Genomic DNA, 20,924 nt, shown 5'->3' on the forward strand with positions numbered 1-20,924 from the left:
TCGCCTTGGCTATACGGGGTGCTATCATCGCTTCTCACTAGGTTCCAGCCCTTTTACTCTATTCTATCTACCGCCAGAGTCATTGAAGAGCGATAAGGAGATTTCATCAGTTTTGAAGGTTTGAAGAAGATGAGTCAGTTTACTATCTAGCAAGTCTTGGGATAACACTTCGCTTAGTTTTAATTTTTCTGGTTCAGGCAGTTGCTTAACTAAGCTCAGGATTTGCTCGAAACTGAGGGAAAGTTGATATTGAATGGAGGTCATAGTTTTACGGCATGTGGTTGCTTGCTGCGTGTAGCAAGGAGCAAGGCAGTGTCGATACTATGATAGCCAAGTTTCAAGAAACTGAGTTTCTTTGCTTTATGTGCTGCTGAATTAAGCGATGAAACTAGGCGGGGCATGGACATGACGCGTACTACTTTCTCCCCGCGCCTCGCCCTAAACACCGAGGTCACGCAGAGTATCGCTAGGGCAGAAAAGCGATCGCCTCTAGCGTCTTGTTGCGACATTAGTCAAGGATTTTTTTCTGGGTCGAGAGTCTATCATAGAGAAAGAGACCAAAGTATAGCTTGTGTACTAATTTTGCGTCTCTGGCTTCCACACAGACCATGAAAATCTACTTAAACTATCTGCATAGCAATCAACAGCAGGTGTAAGCTTCGAGGCAAAATGGGAATACTGAGCTTTAGTCTTCAGTTGACTGAGGCTTTATGGTTCTAGGAGTCGCTCTATGTCCAGATTACTGGTGACGCAGTACCAGGCGGAGGTCGAAAAAATCATTCGCTATGGTGGTTCCAAGAAGGAAACCAGCATTCGCAATGCCTTTGAGCGTTTGCTGAATGACTACTGTAAACCCCACAACTATCTGCTCATCCCAGAACTCGACTTTAAGACCAAGTTCAATACAACAGTTTTTCCTGATGGCACGGTGAAGGATGCCATTCGGTTGGAGCATGGCTGGTGGGAGAGCAAAGACCAGTACGACAAGCTCGACGAAGAGATTGAGAAAAAATTTGCTAAGGGCTATCCTGACGAAAATATTCTGTTTGAAGACTCCCAGACCGCCGTGCTAATTCAGCACAGTCAGGAAGTGGCTCGCGTTTCGATGAAAGATGCCGAAGCACTCGATCGGTTGCTCCAGACGTTTGTTGAATATGAACGCGCCGAAGTCCGCGACTTTCGGGCAGCGATCGCCAAATTTAAAGAAGACATTCCCCATATCTTGCCGGTGCTGCGCGACATTATTACCCAGCAAGAGGAGAGCAACACCCAATTTAGGGATCGCCGCAACACATTTCTAGAAGTGTGTCGCCAGTCGATCAACCCCGAAATCGAGATCTTCGATATCCATGAGATGTTGATTCAGCACATTCTCACCGAGGATATTTTTACCAACATTTTCCATGAGTCACAGTTTCACCGCGAAAACAACATTGCGCGCGAACTGTCAGAAATCATCAACACCTTTTTTACCGGAGCCACCCGCAAAAATACACTCAAAAGCATCGAACACTACTATGCAGTAATTCGCCGCAAGTCTGAAAATATCGTTAACCATCACGAAAAGCAAAAATTTCTTAAGGCAATCTACGAGAATTTCTACAAAGCCTATAATCCCAAGGCGGCGGATCGCTTGGGCATTGTTTACACACCCAACGAAATCGTGCGCTTCATGATTGAGAGCACTGACTATCTAGTACACAAACACTTTGGCAAACTGTTGAGCGATCCGGGCGTGGAGATTCTAGACCCCTGCACCGGGACAGGAACCTATGTAACGGAACTTATTGAATACTTGCCTGCAGATAAGCTAGAGCATAAATATAAACATGAGATTCACTGCAATGAAGTGGCGATCTTGCCCTATTACATTGCCAACTTAAATATTGAGTTTACCTATCAGCAAAAAATGGGTGAATATGAAGAATTCAAAAATATTTGCTTAGTAGACACACTTGATCACTGCGGATTTGAAGGAAAACAGTTTGATCTGTTTGCCATGAGTGTGCAAAATACGACACGAATTCAGAATCAAAACGATCGCACGATTTCTGTGATTATCGGCAATCCGCCCTACAACGCCAATCAAGAAAACGAAAACGATAATAATAAAAATCGGAAGTATCCGGAAGTGGATAAAAATATTAAGGCAACTTATATTAGTCAAGGTACTGCACAAAAAGTTAGATACTACGATCCTTACTTTAGGTTTTTCAGATGGGCAACTGATAGATTGAGCCAGGATGGAATTGTTGCTTTCATCACGAACTCATCATTCATCCATAGAGGAGTCTATGATGGTTTTCGGAGAGCAATTTCTGGTGAGTTTAGTAACATCTACATTATTGATCTCGGCGGAAACATCCACGAAAACCCTAAACTGTCCGGTACAACTCACAACGTCTTCAATATTCAAATAGGTGTCACAATTATTTTTTTAGTGAAAGACAAGTCGAAATCACAAGACAATTGTAAAATTTCCTTTTGTGAAAGACCCGAATTTGAGCTGGCAGAAGATAAGCTAAGTTTTCTGGCTGGAAAAACTGTCCAAGAAATACCCTTTCAGAATGTTGTTCCAGACAAAAAGGGTAATTGGACGAGATTAACCAATAACAACTTCGATGATTTAATATCAATTGCTAGTAAGGAAACTAAGAATACATTGAAAGAATCTCAAGAGAGAGATGTATTTAAGTCCTTCTCCAATGGAATATCCACTGGACGCGATGAATGGGTGTATGATTACTCCTCTAGTTCTCTAGCAAAGAAGATTCAATATTTTCTTGAATCTTATCAATCAGTAGTTAAAATTTACGAAGATAGGCTTCATGAAAATGGATTTGACCTTGAAAAATTGTGTGAAGGCTTTGATTTAAAGTGGAGTCGAAATATTAAGTCAAAGGTTAAAAGGAAGGAGTTAGAATTTTTTGCCTATGAGAAAATTAAGCAAGTTTTCTACAGACCGTATATCAAAAAAAATCTTTATACTTCGGACATTCTGGTTGATGAGTTTGGGCTTGTTAGGCAGTACTTCTCATGCATAGAGCAAGAATCCGAAAACAATAAAAATTTTGCTATCTGGTTGAAGTCCGGAGTTGAATTGCCTGTTTACGCTTTGGCGATTGACGCAATACCGGATTACCAAACTCAAGGTGGTTCTCAGTGCCTTCCCCTCTACCGCTACGACAAAGATGGAAACCGCATCGACAACATCACCGACTGGGGCTTAACCCAATTCCACACCCACTACAACGACCCCACCATCACCAAACTCGATATCTTCCACTACACCTACGCCGTTCTGCACCATCCCGCCTACCGTACCAAATACGAACTCAACCTCAAACGCGAATTTCCCCGCCTGCCCTTCTATGCCGACTTCCACCAATGGGCAGCTTGGGGCAAAGCCCTCATGGAACTGCACCTGAACTATGAAACCATTAAACCCTATGGCTTGCGACGGGTCGATGTAGGGCGCAAAAAGTCAGCCAGTGATGCACCCTTACAGACAACCTTAATCCCCACCGACACACCCGACCCAGCCAAACCCACTAAACGCACCACACCCAAAGCCAAACTCAAAGCCGACAAAACCGAAGGCAAAATCATCCTCGATACCGAAACCACCCTAGAAGGAGTGCCCGCCGTTGCCTGGGACTACAAACTCGGCAACCGCTCCGCCCTAGAATGGATTCTCGACCAACACAAAGAAAAGAAACCCAAAGACCCGACGATCGCCAAACTCTTCAACACCTACAAATTTGCCGACTACAAAGAACACGTCATCGACCTACTCGATCGGGTCTGCACCGTCAGCGTCAAGACCATGGAGATCATTCAACAAATGCCCGATACCGTTGAGCATCAAAAGAGTTGATTATGTTTTTATTGTCGATACCCAATCGGATGTGAGAAATAACCCTAAAATCTCAGGCACAAAAAACAACGTTCTTGGAATTCAAATTAGAATTGCTGTGATGTTTTGAGTAAGAGCAAGAAAGGAGAAAACGTGATGATACAACCAACCATTCTAGAAAAGCTAGAAAAGCTGCCTGAGTCACTTCAAACAGAAGTACTCCATTACATTGAATTTCTGTTGGAGAAACATACAACACGACCCGTCCAAGAAGAAACACCAAAGAAACGTCGTTTGCCTGGTTCTATGAAAGGCACATTTGTGTTGCCGCTGCCAGATAACTTTGATGAACCTCTAGACCTGACTAATGCTACTGCTCGTACTGAGTATGAAAAAAAGTATGGCTATGGGAGTTTAGCTGGGAAAATAGTGATATCTGATGACTTTGATGAGCCTCTAGAAGATCTAAAGGACTATATGTAGTATGGCAGTGCTTTTAGATACGCATGTAGTGCTTTGGTATGTAACGCAGAATTCTAGCTTGAGCTTAAAAGCTAGAGAGATCGTTGAAGCAAAGTCAGATTTGTTCTTTAGTATGGCGAGTGTGTGGGAAATTGCAATCAAACTGAATATCGGCAAGCTGCAAATCTATTGCTCATTTGACGATTTACTAGCGCGAATAGCGGTTACGAGATCTGAGATTTTACCGATTAACATCGAAGATACGCAAACTTACATAAATTTGCCATTGATGCCAGACCATCGTGATCCGTTCGATCGCATTTTGGTCGCCCAGGCGATGAATTACGGGTTGGATATTGTCAGCGGAGATGAAAAGTTTGATGCGTATCCCATTCAGCGGGTGTGGGCATGAGCAAGTCCAAGATTTTCTACGTTACGTTGCAGGATGAGCAGACTAAGGAAGAAAAGATCGAGTCAATCTTTCGATCCATTTTCGATCCAACGTCTAACCAAAATGACCCAACGTGGCATCACAGCTCATGACTTGAGGAACTCGTCCATGGGCTAAATCATGCCGTTGATGAGCAATATAACCCTTGGCTTGCATGGGTTTGAAAGAATGGAGAATAGGGGATTCGAACCCCTTACCTCTGCGGTGCGATCGCAGCGCTCTACCAATTGAGCTAATTCCCCCTGCCGCTATTTTACCATTGACCTTCCTAGCTTCACCCTACTGATTGACGCAATTCGGCCCCATTGAACACCTGCTGCACCCGATCTAGCTCCAGCTCCGTCAAATAGTCCACGGCCCAGTTCGCCTGCCGCTGCATCATGTGATAGGGGTAGGTATTCGCCACCCCCACCACCGACATGCCCGCCGCCTTGGCCGCCTGAATCCCCGCCGGTGTATCTTCAATCACCAAGCAGTCTGCTGGCATGAGGTTGAGCGTGGCCTGCTGAGCATTCAAACGAGCGATCGCTGTCAGGTAACCATCCGGCTCTGGCGGCCCCACTAGGTAGTCATCGCCTGATATCACTGCATTGACTTGATCGGCTAAGTGACTGCGCTGCATCACGTAATCGACCTCAGACCGCGCCGCGCCACTCACCACCGCGATCGCCACCTGCAACGTCCGCAGTTGGTAGAGCAAATCCGTCACCCCTGGATAAATCGGCAACTTGGCTTGATCGTCCAGCAGGCGTTGATAGCGCTCCGCCTTGCGATCGCACAATCGTTTGAGGTAATCCTGATTCATAATCCGCCCGCGCCGTTCAAACAAGTCTGTCAGACAAGCGCGATCGCTCCGTCCCAGGCACAGGGGCGCAAATTCTTCCCCATTGGGTCGCAGATTTTCATCCAGGAGAAGTTCTTCCAGCAACTGTTTGCGGAGCTCTTCATCATGGATGATCACACCACTACAGTCGAACAATACAGCTTTTAGCGGCATAACACGTCGTCAATCGTCATCACGTTTTTTTAGCGTACCCTATGGATTTACCACGACAGGCGGCTGGTCGAGGTGATCAGCAGGGGATGGGCCCACCAAAGCAGGCCGATAAAGATAGCAATTCCCAGATAGGAGGGGCGCAGAAATTCCAGCGGCTTCAAGGTTTGCCGACCTTGAGCGATCGCCAAAAAGGGGATCACCGAGGTTCGTTCTTTCACGGCGGTAAAGGCATCACCATAGCGCGCTAGGAGACGGCGATCGCCATGCCAAACGCCAAACAGATGATGGGCAATGAGACCCAGGCAGGTGACTAGCATAAAGGTTGTCCCTAGCCACAGCGCATGGGCTACGCACCAGATGACTTGACCGACCATTTGGGGATGGCGGGTGATGCGAATGATGCCCGTTTCGTAGAGGTGTACCTGGGGTTTTTGGATGGCGGCAATTTCCAGAAGGTTAAACGTGGCGGGGTAGAGAAAGATAAAGGACACCGCCGATAAGATCCACACCAACGACTGCATACCCGGCACGCCCTGTAGGTTCCACAACTGCGCTCCGTCGTAGCGATGGTTGATGAAATAGATAATGAGCACTGTGGCAAAGGGAATGCTGACCAGGGCAAATAAGACGCGGTAGAGCCGTGCCCCAATCACCGCTTCTACCCGCGATCGCAGGGAGGCCAGACCGCTATGGGCGATCGCAAATCCAGCCAGCAGGGCCAGCATAATCAGATGGCTGGAGGTCAACCAAGGGAGGGTCATAGAGTTTTAGACAGGGAGTTCGATACGCCATGTTCTAGCTTAACGCTAGAGGCTAATCCAGCGAAACCTGTGGACTCCAGCGATCTTGGGCGCGGAAGGTGCGATCGCTGGGGATGGGAGCCACGGGTTCTGTCAGGGTAAACGTACCGGCTTCGATCCATTGCTTGAGTTCTAGGGCCACCTGGCGCGAGAGGTAAATGCTGGCTAAGGGGGCAGAGCGCACCGATCGCCCTTCTAGGGTGATGCGTCCAGACTTGAGTTGGGCATAGCTGACCAGACCAAAGGTGGGGCGCACCCGCCGGGGAATGGAAAAGTCTACCACCGGGGCCACCAAGTCCTGATCTTGCACCGCACAGCGCTCCACAACGGCTTCCGAGAGCACCGGCAGAGGAATCCCCACGCCGATCATCAGGGATGGCCCGTAGCTTTTGAAATAGCAGCCCTTCACCCACTTGGGCGACATCTGTTTCGCATCGCCAATGAGCGCTAGGGTGGCGGCGGGGCCAATGGGGGTTTGGTTGGGCAATCGTTTTTGTAGGGGAAAATGCTGGGTGCCTTCCCAGGACACATAGCCGATGCCGCCGCCCAGAAAAATGCGGCTGCCGATGCCGATGAGCTGGAGTTCGGGATCGTTGAACAGGGGAGAAATGGCTCCGGGGTTGGAATAGACAGCATTGCCTAGGCGCGGCTGCAGCGGCCCTAGGTAGGTGTAGAGGGGGCGATCGCCCCCGTTTACGCCCACAATGAAGTTTTGGTAGAGATTGCGGGGATTGAACAGGTAGAACTGGTTAATCGTATCGGTGGTGATGGTGGTTTCAAAGGACGGGCAGGGATAGCAGTCCGTCACCTGGCCGATCGCCTGCAGGTGAATCGGCTTGCCGGCGATTAAATCCGCAATCACATGCCCGCCGCCGCGATCGCGCCCTTTTTGCCCCACCGGCTCATCCACCTTGCTGTCCTCCACCATGGACAGATCCCCTGGCCCGGTATAGCTACAAGGCTGGGTCGCACCAATGTACAAATCCACCGCCCCAAACCCGGAGTAGGCCAAGACTCCATCTAGCCAGCATTGGCGAATCTTAATCGGCGGATCCGTATGCCCCAGATTGATGATCGCCCCGGAAGACTCCATCGCCTCAAAGGTGCCCGTGGTCACCACGTCTACCTGCTGGGCCGCTTGGGCAACCCCCACCTCCAGCACCCGGGCCTTCAGCTCCTCCACCGTCCAAACAACCGCCGTCTGCCGCTCAATTTTTTCGTTAATTTCTGCTAGGGTTCGTATCACCGGTGCAGCGCTCCATAGTTCAGGGAAGACTTATCGGCGCGACCAGGCATCCCAGCCCAGAGCGATCGCCAACAGAATAGACGGAGCCACCACAATCACAGCGGCGGTGGCCGAGGTGCCCGTCAATGGTAGGTAGGGGCCACCGTATTTAATGGCCAGGGAAATTCCCAACGATGCCAGCAAAACCTTCGTCAGAGTACTTAACACCACAGTCATCACAACGAGAGAATCGGCCCATGGGATCGCAGCAGACCGGGGTCTGAACTTCAACGCTGCGTCTCCATCAGCTAGTGACATCCTACACCTAGCCGCCTGTTAACGCGCGATCGCCCCCGGATTTTATGGTGCCAGCGCTCCCGCGTTGACACCTGTCTTCGTCGCTCCTGCGACTCTTGGACAGAGGAACGATGTTTATGGTGCTTGATACCTGTCGCCACAGCAAGATTCTGACCAAAAGCTCAGCTCCTTTCTATAGTTGTTCTAAAGTTCAGTTCGCTTCTGGGAAGACCTTCTTAAGATAGGAGGAAGAGCGATCGGCTCTGAACGATGGGCAATGACCAATCTTCAACCCTTAGCGCACGACCCTGTGCCCCTGTTCCATCCTCTAGCCCAAGGCGATCGCTCCGACGCAATCCAGGAAGGAATCCACCATGGCTGATCCAGCCCACGATCTCGAATTCACCCATAAGTACGCCCTCGATCGCGACTGTACCACCCTGTCGCGCCACGTCCTGCAACAGCTCCATAGCTTTTCCACCGATGCCCAAGACCTCAGCGCCTTGATGAACCGCATCGCCCTCGCTGCCAAACTCGTAGCTCGCCGCCTCAATCGGTCAGGCTTAGTGGAAGATGCCCTCGGCTTCACCGGACGCACCAATGTACAGGGCGAAGAAGTCAAGCGCATGGATGTCTATGCCAACCAAGTCTTCATTTCCGCCTTCGAACAAAGCGGCCTAGTCTGCCGTTTGGCGTCAGAAGAGATGGAAAACCCTTACTACATCCCAGAAAATTGTCCCATTGGCCGCTATACCCTCCTCTACGACCCGATCGACGGCTCCTCGAACGTTGATATTAACCTCAACGTAGGTTCCATCTTTGCCATTCGTCGCCAAGAGGGCGAGGATCTTGATGGCACTGCCGCCGATCTGCTGCAAAATGGTCATCAGCAAATTGCCGCTGGCTACGTGCTCTACGGCCCCACCACCATGCTGGTCTATTCCATCGGTCAGGGCGTTCATGCCTTCACCCTCGACCCTAGCCTTGGTGAATTCATCCTGTCTAGCGAAAATATCCAAGTTCCCGCCCATGGCCCTGTCTACAGCGTCAATGAAGGTAACTTTTGGCAATGGGACGATTCCATCCGCGACTACATTCGCTACGTTCATCGCCACGAAGGCTACACGGCTCGCTATAGCGGCGCACTGGTGGGCGACTTCCACCGAATTTTGTTCCAAGGCGGCGTATTTGTGTACCCCGGCACGGTGAAAAACCCAGAGGGCAAACTACGCTTGCTGTATGAATCTGCACCCTTAGCTTTCTTGATGGAGCAAGCCGGTGGACGAGCCAGCACCGGCACCCAAGACATTATGGACGTGATCCCCGATCGCATCCACACTCGCACGCCCCTGGTGATCGGCAGCCAAGACGACGTGGCCTTGGTTGAATCCTTCATTCAAGAACGCACGCGGGAGCAAGATGTCATGCTTAAGCATCCCTAGTCCGGCTCAGCCTTGAGATAGAATCGTTTCCCCACACGACTTGTTCATCCCTTGTTATAGTGAACCCCGCCTATGGTTACCTCGCTCGAAAATCCCCTGCGCGTTGGTCTTCAGCAAGACCGCATCCCCGAACCTCAAATTCTCACTATTTTCGGGGCCTCCGGTGATCTCACCCACCGTAAGTTGATTCCAGCCATCTATCAAATGAAACTGGAGCGCAAACTGCCTCCAGAGCTAACCATTGTGGGCGTCGCGCGGCGTGACTGGAGCCATGACTATTTCCGTGAGCATTCCTACAAAGGGATTCAAGAATTTGGGGGCGGCATTGTCTCCGAAGACATTTGGAATGACTTTGCTAAAGGACTTTTCTATTGTTCTGGCGATATCGACAATCCCTCTAGCTACCATAAGCTCAAAGCCTTCCTAGGCGAGCTAGACGAGCAGCGCGGTACCCGAGGCAATCGCGTCTTCTACCTGTCCGTTGCACCGCGCTTCTTTGCCGAAGCCACCCAGCAGTTGGGAACCGCTGGCATGTTGACCGATCCCGCGAAACAACGCCTGGTGATCGAAAAGCCCTTTGGCCACGACCTCAGCAGTGCCCAAGTGCTCAACCGCGTGGTGCAGCAGGTGTGCTCGGAAGAGCAGGTGTACCGCATTGACCACTACCTCGGTAAAGAAACGGTTCAGAATCTCCTGGTTTTTCGCTTTGCCAACGCCATTTTCGAGCCGTTGTGGAACCGCCAATTTGTCGATCATGTGCAGATTACCGTGGCGGAAACGGTGGGGCTGGAAGGACGGGCGGGCTACTATGAAACCTCCGGAGCTCTGCGGGACATGGTGCAAAATCACCTAATGCAGTTGTTCTGTCTCACGGCCATGGAGCCACCCAACTCCCTGGATGCCGACAGTGTGCGCAATGAAAAGGTGAAAGTGGTGCAGGCCACCCGTTTAGCCGATCTCGACAATATTGATGCTTCCGCTGTCCGGGGGCAATATACGTCCGGTTGGATGAAGGGTCAGGATGTTCCGAGCTATCGTAGTGAAGAGGGGGCACCACCCGATTCCACCACACCCACCTATGCGGCGCTGAAGCTTTCCATCGACAACTGGCGTTGGAAAGGGGTGCCGTTCTATCTACGTACCGGCAAGCGGATGCCCAAGAAAGTGTCGGAGATTTCCATCCACTTTCGCGAGGTGCCCTACATTATGTTCCAGTCCGCCGCTAAGCAGGTCAACCGCAATGTGCTAGCGCTGCGGATTCAACCCAATGAGGGGATCGCCATGCGGTTTGAGGTGAAAACACCAGGGAATTCTCTACGAACGCGATCGGTGGATATGGACTTCCGCTATGACGCGGCCTTTGGGCAACCCAGCACCGATGCCTACAGTCGTCTGTTGATTGACTGCATGTTGGGGGATCAAACCCTCTTCACCCGAGGTGATGAAGTGGAAGCTTCTTGGCGGGTCTTAACGCCCCTGCTGCAGGTGTGGGATGCGCCCGCCCCACCGGACGCCATCTCTCTCTATGAAGCTGGTACCTGGGGGCCTGTGGAAGCAGAAATGCTGCTGAACCGAGATGAACGGCGCTGGCGACGCCTATAGATCCTGGACTCGTGGGGGAGGCGATCGCTTCCCCCGAGGTAGAGGTATTGCGCGAATCATGTCTAGCTAACTGAGGAATCTACACGTATGACACCGACCCCAATTGTGGCGCTTCAGAAGCCCAAGGATATTTCGCTCCACGAGATTGAGGCAGAGCTGAGCAAAATTTGGCTGAGCCAAAATAGCGGCAGCGGCACCCCCATCGCCACCCGAGCTGCCACCTTTAGCATGGTGGTCTATGAGCCGGAAGAATTCCAGCAGCTCTTAGCAGGGCTAGGCTTCTACTCTGGCCCCATCGACGGTATTCATGGCCCCCTCACCAAGGCGGCCGTGAAGGAAGCCCAAATCGCCTACGACTTGCGGGTGACGGGACGGGTGGATCCCACCACCCTAGCCCGTCTCCGGGAAGAGTTTGCTAAGCAGCCAGACGATCGCACCCAGATTACCAACCTGAATGCGCGGGGATTTAGCATTAGTGATGCGATCGCTGCCCAAAACCCCTGTCGGATCATTACCCTTTGCCCCGTCCTAGGCGATGACCAAGGTGTATCGGCCCAGGTATCCGCCTACTGTCCCGTACAAAAAGGCGGCACCGGCAGCAATCTAGTATGCTGTGAATACATCACCTTGCGGGGCACCAAAACCGCCCTAGAGCGGGTCAGCGATATCGTCGCATCCTTGATGATTCCAGATCTACCCAAGTTCATTTGGTGGAAAGCGACCCCCAATCCAGAACAAACCCTATTCCAAAGCCTTACCACCTCCACCAACTGCATCATTGTAGACTCCAGCTACTTTAGCGATGCTGAGTCGGAACTGCTCAAAATGCAGCACTTGATTGAGCAAAATACCTTCATCGCCGACCTCAACTGGCATCGCCTCTCCCCTTGGCAAGAATTGACCGCTGCTGCCTTCGATCCACCAGAGCGCCGCGATTCCCTAGCCGAGATGGATCAAGTCGCCATCGACTATGAAAAAGGCAATGCAGCCCAGGCTCTCATGTATCTCGGCTGGCTAGCCAGTCGCCTAGGTTGGAAACCTGTGGAGTATCAAGCCACCGGCGGCGACTATGACCTACGGCACATTTACTTTGAAGGCACGAACCATCGACGGATTGAAGCCGAACTGGCTGCTATCCCTACCGCCGACTGGGGCGAAATCATGGGCGACCTTGTGGGCATCCGCCTGACCTCCACCAACTGCAACGCTGATTGTTGCACCATCCTCTGTTCAGAAACCACCGGCTGTATGCGCATGGAGGCCGGCGGCAGCGCCCAATCTTGCCGCACGGAGCAGGTGAGTGCCTTATCTGATCAACGGGCTGAGGCACTTATGAGCCAGCAACTGCAGCGCTGGGGGCGAGATATGCTCTATGAGGAAAGCCTGGCCGTCACGGCTGATATCCTGACTCTGCGCGATCGCTAGGAGTCACCTAGGATTGTCATCGAATCCTCTCCTGCCTGTGCAGTTGCTCGGGTAGGTGGCGTTGCGGAATGAAGCTATGAAACCGGCATGGGAGCAAGATACTCACCCTGTCTGGCTCGTGTATGAAGGGTGAGGGTGAGCATCTCGCTTATGGTTCATGGGCGCAAATCATCTTGCGATTCAGCAAGACCGGTTTCGTCAAGCCGCTAGTGCTTTGCAGCGGACATGGGTATCCAATCCGGAATAGCCACAGCCTTGAATTAATGGCTTGTCTGACTGGGTTTGATATAGCGCGGCGGCGATCGCTTTCCCCAATATCTTATCCTCTCACGTTTCTGATCGATTCTGTAATAGCGATTGAATCATGGCTACGAGCTGTTTGAGGTGAATAGGCTTGGTCATATAGTCGTTGGCCCCGGCCTCCAGACAGCGATCGCGATCGCCCGGCATGGCTAAGGCCGTCAGGGCAATGATGGGTACATCGGCATAATCTGACTGTTGCCGAATATATCGAATGGCATCCAATCCATCCATCACCGGCATCTGGATATCCATCAAAATGAGTGCAGGGCGTAGTGATTGCGTAAGGGCGATCGCTTCTTGTCCATTTTGCGCCGTCACCAAACGGTAGCCCTTAGCTTCTAGATAACTATCTAGGGTCATGATGTTATCTGGGTTATCTTCAGCTATCAAGATTAAGGGCTCTGACGCATTGGCAGCTTGGGCGGCACCAGAACTGGATGACAGATCACCATTAGGTTGAACGTCTGGCAGAGCAACACCGAGACAGGGCAGCGTGAACGAAAAACAACTGCCGCTGCCTAGCGTACTCGTCACCTCTACCGCGCCGCCGTGGAGATCAACAATCCGTTTTACCAGCGATAACCCCAGACCCGTCCCCTCAAATTGACGACTGAGAGAGCTGTCTATTTGGGTAAAAGGCTGGAACAGCTTGGATAAATCCTCAGCAGCAATGCCAATCCCGGTATCGCTCACGGAAAAGCGAATATGGCTAGATGTTGTATCTAAGGGCGATCGCTCGTGGCTGACGGCTAGGGTAATCGTGCCGCCATCGGGCGTAAATTTTACAGCGTTATTTAACAAGTTGATCAACACTTGGCAGATACGACGTTCATCCATCAAAAGCATCGGTAACGTTGACGGCATCTGCACCTGAATCTGGATACTTTTTTTAAAGGCTTGTTGATTTACAAAGGCAAGGCTGGAACTGCAAAGCGTGCTGATGACTGTGGGTGCGTGATGAAGTTCGACTTGCCCAGATTCGATTTTGGCTAAATCCAAAATATCGTTAATCAACGACAGCAGGTGTTGGCTACTGCGCTCAACGGTTTCTAAGGCATGGCGTTGCTGGGCATTAATTGGGCCAAAGATCTCTTCTTGCAACCCTTCCGTCATCCCTAGAATGGCGTTCAGGGGCGTGCGTAGTTCATGGCTCATGTTCGCCAAAAACTCATCCTTCAGACGAGTCGCCCGAGCTAGTTCAAGATTAGTTTGCTGCAACTGGGTTTCGTACTGCTTGCGATCGCTAATGTCAATATGACAACCAATCATGCGTAAGGGTGTCCCTGCCGCATCCCAGGCAATCACCTGCCCCGAACAAATCACCCAAACGGTTGATCCGTTCTTGTGGCGATAGCGAACTTCGTTGTAGTAAGGTATTTTACCTTGACTTTGCACATGGCGTTCAAAGCATTCGTCCACTCTAGGTAAATCTTCTGGAAAGATGAGTCCTTGCCAGCTTGCAGGGACATTCGGCAACTCATGATCGTCATAGCCCAGCATCCGTTTAAAGCCGGGGCTTAAATATTCTAAGTCGGTAGACAGATCCCAATCCCAATACCCCGCCAATACAATATCTAAAATGCTTTCCAGTAACCTTAGCTCATGGCGTACTTTCTCGGCTTGAAGCCGTTCTGCCTCAGCCTGCTTGCGATCGCTGATATCGCGAATCATGAACAGCACTTCATCATCACCACTTTTCACAATTCGTACTTCTTCCTGCTGGAGGCGATCGCGCACCTTCACTTCTTGCTCATAAACCTGAAGTTCACCAGTCTCCAATGCTTGCTGGAGATAGTGCATCTTTTGTTCTGCTAGCTCCTGAGGTAGCATATCTCCTATCTTTTGCCCTGTAAAAGATGATTCGGAGGAAAGTATATTGAGTTCACTACATTGGGTAATAAAGCCCCGATACCGACCATCGGCTCCAATCCGGAACATCAGATCTGGAATGGCAGCAAGGACAGCTCTATGCTGGGCTTCGCTCGTTGCCAAGGCTAACTCCATCCGTTTGCGATCGCTAATGTCTGTATTCGTGCCAATGTAGCTCGTCACCTGCCCTGCTTCATCCCGCTCTGGTATTGTTTGTTCATAGATCCAGCAAACGGTACCGTCGGCGTGTAGATAGCGATATTCACATTGAAACGGCTGCTGCGCCTGTCTAGCCTCTTTCCAAGCTGTTAACACGTGCTCTCGATCGTCTGGATGCAGAATCTTATCCCATTCCCCATTCATGGCTTCTTTGGGGGATAGTCCTGTTAGGTCGCACCAATGCTGATTAATATAAAGACAATTGCCTTTAACATCAGTGCGAAAGATACCTACAGGGACAGCGGCAGTTAAGCTAGCATAGCGCTGTTCACTTTTTAGAAGAGAGTCGAGGGCACGCTGACGCTGGGCTGCAACCTGTTTAGACTCGCTTAGATCCCGACCTTCGGGAATCAGCTGCAACACCTGTCCCGCCTCATCCATAATTGGACGCAGGGAAAAGTCGATAGGTATCACCGTCTGATTAGCTCCCCATATATCGACCTCGTAGCGCACAAATTCACCTTGGGCGGCCCGAGCGATCGCATCCTTGACCTGAGCTTGGGTTTCCGCCGAAATTTGCCACCAATGAGCATCCCAAAACGGCCGACCTACCACATCCGCCTGCTGGATGTCGGTGGTATCCAGGGCCGTTTTATTCGCTTCCAGGAGAATACCATCCGGGGATAGGAGCCCAATAAACTGAAACATGTTGTCGAAAATTGCGCGGAACCGCTGTTCACTTTGCCGTAGCGCTGCCTCAGCCTTTTTGCGTTCCTCTAGTTCAATCTGAGCTTGTTGATAAGCTGTAGCCTGCTGAAGGGCGATCGCAACTTGGATCGATAGCTGCTGGGCAATCAGCACCTCGTCAGGCTGCCAAGCATAGGGGCGATCGCGATAGCTAGCCACCATGAATCCCCAAAGCTGTTGATCAACAACAATGGGCACCATTAATGTAGAGCGAATATCTAACAACTCTAACAGTTCCCGATGGCATACGGCCATGGTTTCATCGTGGATATCGTTCACCAAGCGAACGTTACCTAGACGGAAAAACTCCAGCCAGTCTGAGGCAATGCAGGGATTAGGGGTTGTGTTATGTAAAATGGGTAAGCCATGATCGATGAAGGATTCAGCAATCACACAACCGCGAAGGTCAGAATAAAGCTGGTACATAATCACGCGATCGCACTGGAGCAGCGATCGCACCTCTCGCACCGTTGTATCGAGAATCTGCTGTAAGTCTAAAGAACTGCGAATTTGATCGGCGATCGTGGTCAGCGATTTTTCGCGATTGGTTGGGGCTGCCAATGTAGCCGTGCGCTCCGCCACCTGCTGCTCTGGGTCTAAGGTGCGAGACTGTTCCAATGCCTGCTTATCCGCCTTAAGCTGATCGACAGTCTCTTGAAGCTGGATGGTGTGCTGATAGAGGTCGAGGGGAGACAAAATGGGCAGTATGGTAGCCTGGGTCAGCCATCCCAGAGGGCGGTCGCCCTCATCGACAACCGGAAGATACAAAATAGGATAGCGCGATAGTAGATCAAGAACAGATCGCGTATCCGTTGCGGCTGCTCGCACAACGTCCACGGGAGGTGTCATGGTCTCCCCTAGGGTGAGGGTCTCCCAAGCTATTTCTCGACTCCTTAGCCGCACAATGTCCCGGTCGGTCAACAGCCCCACTAACCGCTCATGGGCTACCACCAAGACACAGCTCGAACGAATCTCAAGCTGTATCTGTTCAGCAACGCTAAGGGCAGGCAGTACAGATGTATTGCAATCTGATGCCCCCATGGCGGCGATCGCCTCTACTAACGGAGTCGTAACGTCCATCACTAACGGATGGCGTACCATGGCAACTTGCCAGTCAGGTTGGGGCATACATGTTGACTGGGACTGCATGGCTATTAATAACAACAGAGCTAGAGTTTATACGTACTAGGAAGGGCATGGTTAAGCCTTAAACCTAGGGTTAATAGTTGTTAAGTAGGTGGCTATGGATAAATCGTCCTGCAGGTATGTCAGGTATAGTATAACGCATTGTCTCATGAGATAATACGCTGCGATCGCTTTAGCGCATCTATGCCAGAGTCTATAAGCATCCTACAAACACGCACCCTATAAATACGATGAATGGAACACAACGTTTCTTGTTATAAGATCTGCATGACAATAGATTACCATAGACCAATATAGTTCTTAGCCATTAGTTACGACAGTGACATAACTCACAATGATGATTGCACGTTTTCCCATCCTGAGATGACGATCATCAGTTGCGCCTGTGATATGGCTCACAACGGCGATCGCACCTCCGATTCCCGAGATGCCTGTAGCAGTTTCTGGATAGTAGTCGTTAGCTGCTTCAGCCGCACTGGCTTCGTTAGGTAGTCATTGGCCCCTGCTTCTAAACAGCGATCGCGATCGCCGGTCATGGCTAAAGCGGTGAGCGCAACGATGGGCGTATGGGTAAATCGATGATCTTGCCGGATATGATAGATAGCTTCCAATCCATCCATCACCGGCATTTGTACATCCATGACGATTAGATCCGGCTGGGTAGATTGGAGAAGAGCGATCGCCTCCTGTCCATTTCTAGCCAACAGCAATTGATAGCGCTTCGCCGTGAGATAGCTGGATAGCGTTAAGATATTAGCTTCATTATCTTCTACAATTAAAATCAACGGCTGCTCGACGGTATCCGGCTTTGAACTGTCTGATGGAGCACCTGAGCTATTGTTTGAAGCACCTTTCGGATACCTGTGCAAACCCTCATCAGGCTTGCTGCAAGGCAGCTTCACCGTAAAGCAACTCCCTTGTCCCACCTCGCTTACAATACTCATCTGCCCTCCATGCAGCTCAACAAGCTGTTTCACAATAGCCAGCCCCAAACCTGTGCCAGCATACTGACGGCTCAAGCTGCTATCAATTTGCATAAACGATTCACAGAGCCGGCTGAGATGTTCTTGGGCAATGCCAATGCCATTGTCGATGATCGAGAAGCAAATGTGATAGCCAGCATCAACGGCTGCCTGAGCGCAACTGGGTGACGCCTCGACAGCAACAGTTAGCTGGACTCGACCACCATCAGGGGTAAACTTAACGGCATTGCTGAGTAGGTTAATTAAGACTTGACGCATACGGCGATCGTCAACCTGAATCTTCATACGTTCAAGCTCGTGAGGGATCTCTGCTATCAGCTCAATCTGTTTATGGAGAGCTAGCTGCTTTACAAAGGTAAGGCTTGTGTTACACAGTGTTTTTACCGATACATCCCTCAGATCTAGCTCAAGATGTCCTGCTTCGATCTTAGATAAGTCTAAAATATCATTGATCAACTCCAAGAGATGACGGCCGCTACGTTCCACGGTTGCGATCGCTTTTCGCTGTTTTTCATTAATAGAACCAAAGACTTGCTCTTGCAGCCCTTCAGACATACCCAGAATGGCATTCAGCGGTGTACGGAGTTCATGGCTCATATTGGCCAAGAATTCATCTTTCATCCGGGTGGCACGGGCTAATTCATCATTACTGCATTGGAGCAACTCCTCTGCTTGCTTGCGGTCTGTAATATCATGGGCAATGCCTAAGCAAGATATGATGTTTCCCTGCCGATCGCGCTGGGGAGCCGCATTAGACGTATGCCAACGCCACTCACCATTCTTGTGGCGTACACGATATTCAACGCCGCTCTGCTTCATGCCCGTCTCAATCATGTGATGTAAAAACGCCATGCATCTAGATACGTCATCGGGATGAACAAACGGCACAAAGGATTGATGAACCACGTCCTCAACATCATGCCCTAATATCTCTGTCCAATTGGGAGAAACGTAGGTGAAAACACCATCTAGAGACAAAATATAAATAATATCATTGGCATTCTCAACCAAGTTACGATATTTTTCCTCGCTTTCCTGAAGCAGCTCCTCGGCTCGCTTGCGATCGCTAATGTCTAGAATCAAGCCATCCCAGAGAATGTCACCATTAGGCTGGCGCTCCGGCTGCGCAATCCCCTGCAGCCACTTCATGCGTCCTGACGGCGTGACGAAACGTCCTTCCCATGACCAAGATTTAAGCGTCTTAGCTGATATGGCAATCGACTGCTGTAATGGGGTTATGTCCTCAGAGTAGATCATAGAGAATACCGTGTCGGCATCCTGTTGTATCGTGGCCGTATCTAGCTCGAAGATATCCTGGGCTCGATCGCTCATGTAGATAAAATTATGAGATCCATCATTCCGTAAGATATATTGATAAATGGCACCAGGAGCATTAGTAGCAATCCGTTGAAGTCTATTTTCCTTTTGGCGCAGAGCCTCTTGAGTTGCCTTGCGCTCACTAACATCCGTGGAAATCCCACAGATAGCATAGGGTGTATTATCTTGATCAAAAAGGAGAAACTTATTAGACAGCAGGGTGTACAGTGTGTCGCCCACCTGAATAGCTTCTTCGTACTGTTGAAAATGACCGTCAGACAGAACGGCCTGGTCATTACTATCTAATTGCTGGGCCACCTCAGGCTCAAAGAACTCTTGATTCGTACAGCCAATAATTTCATCTACAGTGCAGTCAAACGTTTTCAGAAAGGCTTGATTAACTAAGGTATGCCGCCCATCAAGATCCTTAACATAAATCGCTGCCGGGGCAAAGTCTAGAATCGCTTGGAGTTTGGCCTCACTTTTCTTTAATGCCCGGGTGCGATGGCTAACGCGATCTTCTAGCTCTTGATTGAGTTGGGACAGAACTTGAGCCGCCCGTGCTTGTTCGATGGCAATTTTTAGAATATCTGTAGCTAAGTTAATGATCTCTAATTCCTGAAAGCGCGGATGGCGACAGTCACGATAATACACGGCAAAGGTAGCCAACACCTCTCCAGTACTAGCGATCGCTGGTGCTGACCAGCAGGAATGCAGTCCATGGGATAACGCTAACTCCCGAAAGTCTTGCCAGAGGGGATCTGTAGCAATGTCAGTCACAATCACTACGTCCCGGCGAGCCGCCGCCGTGCCACAGGAACCCACCCCCTCAGCAATGCTCACACGATGGATGGCTTGATTATAGGATGATGGTAAATTTGGTGCGGCCCCGTGGAGCAATTGACCCTCGCCATCACAAATCAACACTGAACAAAAACCATCGCCCAACTGCTTTTCGATACCGCGAACCAAGGCATCTAAAATATCTGGCAGGGGATCAGACTTGGCAATGCGCTCCAAAATTGAACTTTGCAGCGCTAGCCGCAGTTCCGCTTGCTTGCGATCGGTAATGTCCATCTGCGTACCAATCATGCGCACGGGTTGGTTATCTTCGTCCCATTCCACCACCTTGCCCTGATCTAAGACCCATATCCAAGACCCATCTCGATGGTGCATGCGCAGTTCGCAACGATACTGGGGACTGTCGCGCCGAAGATGGGAATCAACTAGTTGCTGGGCCAAAGGCAGGTCATCTGGGTGAACGTGGTCTGACCAGGTTTGGATACTGAGCGGCACTATCTCCTCCAAACGATAGCCCACCATCTCTGCCCAACGCTCATTCAGCGTGACATCCCCCGTTTGCACCGACCAATCCCATAGACCAATCCCCGAACCCTCAAGAGCTAGCTGCAAGCGCTCCTGGGCAAAGTCCAGGGCTGTCATGGTTTCTCGATTATCTAAACGAACTTGAGCTTCTCGCAGTTCGCGGCGCACGGCTTCCGGCAAGCGCACTAAATTATCTTTCATGAGATAATCATGAGCCCCGGCCTTCATGAGTTCGACCGCCGCCGTATCGCCAATCGTTCCAGATACCACAATAAATGGCATGTCTCGATGGGTCTGCTTAATGATGCCTAGGGCTTTAGGCGCACTAAATCTAGGCAAGCGGTAGTCTGAAATGACCACATCCCAGGCTTGTCGCTCCAGCGCAGCAGTCAACTCTTCTGCAGTTTGTACTCGTTCCCAAATGACGGTGAAACCACCTGCTTGTAGGGACAATAATACCAATAGAGCATCATCTTCTGAATCTTCAACGATGAGTGCAGATAGAGCGTCTCCCATG

13 protein-coding genes and 1 tRNA gene are annotated in these 20,924 nt (G+C 50.5%); 6 read left to right on the forward strand and 8 right to left on the reverse strand.

Annotated elements, in window-relative coordinates:
• Positions 1–63: 63 nt before the first annotated feature.
• The gene (locus tag JUJ53_RS00985; RefSeq protein WP_204150120.1) at positions 64–264 is read right to left on the reverse strand and encodes a hypothetical protein; all 201 of its coding nucleotides are present in this window, start codon (positions 262–264) and stop codon (positions 64–66) included.
• 466 nt (positions 265–730) lie between these two features.
• Here JUJ53_RS00985 and JUJ53_RS00990 point away from each other — a divergent pair, with 466 nt between their 5' ends.
• The 3 genes from JUJ53_RS00990 to JUJ53_RS01000 all read left to right on the forward strand — a co-directional run bounded on the left by JUJ53_RS00990 (position 731) and on the right by JUJ53_RS01000 (position 4,730).
• Entirely contained in the window at positions 731–3,877 is a 3,147-nt protein-coding gene (locus tag JUJ53_RS00990; protein ID WP_204150121.1) for a type ISP restriction/modification enzyme, read from the forward strand.
• A 135-nt stretch (positions 3,878–4,012) separates the two neighbouring features.
• Positions 4,013–4,339 (forward strand): DUF2281 domain-containing protein, encoded by a 327-nt coding sequence (locus tag JUJ53_RS00995; RefSeq protein ID WP_204150122.1) that lies wholly within the window; start codon positions 4,013–4,015, stop codon positions 4,337–4,339.
• Between the two features lies 1 nt (position 4,340).
• Positions 4,341–4,730 (forward strand): type II toxin-antitoxin system VapC family toxin, encoded by a 390-nt coding sequence (locus JUJ53_RS01000; RefSeq protein WP_204150123.1) that lies wholly within the window; start codon positions 4,341–4,343, stop codon positions 4,728–4,730.
• Between the two features lie 208 nt (positions 4,731–4,938).
• Here the strand turns inward: JUJ53_RS01000 and JUJ53_RS01005 are convergent.
• The 5 genes from JUJ53_RS01005 to JUJ53_RS01025 form a co-directional block, all read right to left on the reverse strand.
• Positions 4,939–5,011: transfer RNA gene (locus JUJ53_RS01005), tRNA-Ala, on the reverse strand.
• A gap of 32 nt (positions 5,012–5,043) precedes the next feature.
• A complete protein-coding gene (locus tag JUJ53_RS01010; protein WP_204150124.1) occupies positions 5,044–5,766 on the reverse strand; it encodes an HAD family phosphatase in 723 nt (240 codons plus the stop codon).
• A 47-nt stretch (positions 5,767–5,813) separates the two neighbouring features.
• On the reverse strand, positions 5,814–6,527 hold the full coding sequence (locus JUJ53_RS01015; protein WP_204150125.1) for an NnrU family protein: 714 nt from the start codon (positions 6,525–6,527) through the stop codon (positions 5,814–5,816).
• Between the two features lie 52 nt (positions 6,528–6,579).
• Entirely contained in the window at positions 6,580–7,809 is a 1,230-nt protein-coding gene (locus JUJ53_RS01020) for a homocysteine biosynthesis protein (protein WP_204150139.1), read from the reverse strand.
• 33 nt (positions 7,810–7,842) lie between these two features.
• Positions 7,843–8,028, reverse strand: coding sequence for a hypothetical protein (locus JUJ53_RS01025; RefSeq protein WP_204150126.1), 186 nt, complete (start codon positions 8,026–8,028; stop codon positions 7,843–7,845).
• A gap of 434 nt (positions 8,029–8,462) precedes the next feature.
• On the opposite strand from JUJ53_RS01025, the gene fbp reads away from it, so the two are divergent.
• The 3 genes from fbp (at position 8,463) to opcA (ending at position 12,557) form a co-directional block, all read left to right on the forward strand.
• Positions 8,463–9,530 carry a class 1 fructose-bisphosphatase gene (gene fbp, locus JUJ53_RS01030; RefSeq protein WP_204150127.1) on the forward strand — a complete coding sequence of 356 codons (1,068 nt, stop codon included), beginning with the start codon at positions 8,463–8,465 and terminating at the stop codon, positions 9,528–9,530.
• Positions 9,531–9,602: 72 nt separating this feature from the next.
• Positions 9,603–11,132, forward strand: a complete 1,530-nt coding sequence (gene zwf / locus JUJ53_RS01035) for a glucose-6-phosphate dehydrogenase (protein ID WP_204150128.1) — start codon at positions 9,603–9,605, stop codon at positions 11,130–11,132.
• 87 nt (positions 11,133–11,219) lie between these two features.
• The gene (gene opcA, locus JUJ53_RS01040; protein ID WP_204150129.1) at positions 11,220–12,557 is read left to right on the forward strand and encodes a glucose-6-phosphate dehydrogenase assembly protein OpcA; all 1,338 of its coding nucleotides are present in this window, start codon (positions 11,220–11,222) and stop codon (positions 12,555–12,557) included.
• A gap of 327 nt (positions 12,558–12,884) precedes the next feature.
• On the opposite strand, the gene JUJ53_RS01045 is transcribed toward opcA, so the two are convergent.
• Entirely contained in the window at positions 12,885–16,763 is a 3,879-nt protein-coding gene (locus JUJ53_RS01045) for a PAS domain S-box protein (protein WP_204150130.1), read from the reverse strand.
• A gap of 413 nt (positions 16,764–17,176) precedes the next feature.
• Complete coding sequence (locus tag JUJ53_RS01050; protein WP_204150131.1) at positions 17,177–20,923, reverse strand: PAS domain S-box protein; 3,747 nt, start codon at positions 20,921–20,923, stop codon at positions 17,177–17,179.
• Position 20,924: the final 1 nt, after the last annotated feature.

Origin of the sequence: Leptolyngbya sp. CCY15150 (assembly GCF_016888135.1) — a bacterium.
In the GTDB taxonomy this organism is placed as follows: domain Bacteria; phylum Cyanobacteriota; class Cyanobacteriia; order RECH01; family RECH01; genus RECH01.

Excerpts from the sequence above, each read along its gene's own strand:
- JUJ53_RS00985 (WP_204150120.1), bottom strand. The coding sequence starts at position 264 with ATGACCTCCATTCAATATCAACTTTCCCTCAGTTTCGAGCAAATCCTG.
- JUJ53_RS00990 (WP_204150121.1), top strand. The coding sequence starts at position 731 with ATGTCCAGATTACTGGTGACGCAGTACCAGGCGGAGGTCGAAAAAATC.
- JUJ53_RS00995 (WP_204150122.1), top strand. The coding sequence starts at position 4,013 with ATGATACAACCAACCATTCTAGAAAAGCTAGAAAAGCTGCCTGAGTCA.
- JUJ53_RS01000 (WP_204150123.1), top strand. The coding sequence starts at position 4,341 with ATGGCAGTGCTTTTAGATACGCATGTAGTGCTTTGGTATGTAACGCAG.
- JUJ53_RS01010 (WP_204150124.1), bottom strand. The coding sequence starts at position 5,766 with ATGCCGCTAAAAGCTGTATTGTTCGACTGTAGTGGTGTGATCATCCAT.
- JUJ53_RS01015 (WP_204150125.1), bottom strand. The coding sequence starts at position 6,527 with ATGACCCTCCCTTGGTTGACCTCCAGCCATCTGATTATGCTGGCCCTG.
- JUJ53_RS01025 (WP_204150126.1), bottom strand. The coding sequence starts at position 8,028 with ATGACTGTGGTGTTAAGTACTCTGACGAAGGTTTTGCTGGCATCGTTG.
- fbp (WP_204150127.1), top strand. The coding sequence starts at position 8,463 with ATGGCTGATCCAGCCCACGATCTCGAATTCACCCATAAGTACGCCCTC.
- zwf (WP_204150128.1), top strand. The coding sequence starts at position 9,603 with ATGGTTACCTCGCTCGAAAATCCCCTGCGCGTTGGTCTTCAGCAAGAC.
- opcA (WP_204150129.1), top strand. The coding sequence starts at position 11,220 with ATGACACCGACCCCAATTGTGGCGCTTCAGAAGCCCAAGGATATTTCG.
- JUJ53_RS01045 (WP_204150130.1), bottom strand. The coding sequence starts at position 16,763 with ATGCCCCAACCTGACTGGCAAGTTGCCATGGTACGCCATCCGTTAGTG.
- JUJ53_RS01050 (WP_204150131.1), bottom strand. The coding sequence starts at position 20,923 with ATGGGAGACGCTCTATCTGCACTCATCGTTGAAGATTCAGAAGATGAT.